The organism is Paludisphaera soli (genome assembly GCF_011064595.1).
Lineage (GTDB): Bacteria > Planctomycetota > Planctomycetia > Isosphaerales > Isosphaeraceae > Paludisphaera > Paludisphaera soli.
Map to the genome: position 1 here is coordinate 1 of NZ_JAALJI010000140.1, position 561 is coordinate 561.

The window sequence follows — 561 nt, forward strand, 5'->3', positions numbered from 1 at the left end:
GTGGACGCCCCCGACGCCCGCCATCTCGTGGGCCCGCAGCGGGGCCGTGCGGACTTCCAACAGCGTCCCGGTGCCGGCGTGGAACAGGGCCAGGATGCGGGCCACCGGGAAGCTGCACCCGGGCTTGGCCCGGCCGGAGGTCCCGAAGTGGGCCCGCAGCTCGGGCGTGTCGGGCATCGAGAAGGACGAGCCGTCGACCAGGAACGTGCGGTGGCCTCGCCAGGTGGACTGCGCGCGGGTGTCCGGGGCGAGGGCTTCGGTCAGCCCTCGGAGCACGGCCCGGTAGACGGCCAACGGCAGTCGCGCTCTCGCCTGGCAGAACGCCGCGTCGGTGAACGAGCGACCGGCCAGGAGCGAGACGTGGGCCAGGGCGGTGTTGCCGTGCACCACCTGGACGACGAACCAGCGGAGGATGGCGACGGGCGTCAGTCGGCGGCCGCGCCAGCGGTGACCGGCGCGACGGCAGGCGTCGTGGACGGCGGTCTCGTCGAGGTGCGTGGCGAGGTCTCGCCCGAGGCTTCGCAGGGCGGAGAGAATTCGGTGGTGCATCGGGTGGCCTCC

General features: G+C 74.0%; 1 pseudogene. It reads right to left on the reverse strand.

From position 1 onward, the window contains the following. Positions 1 to 549 (reverse strand): annotated as a pseudogene (locus tag G6O68_RS32040) (IS4 family transposase); the annotation flags it as partial. Positions 550 to 561 lie beyond the last annotated feature (12 nt).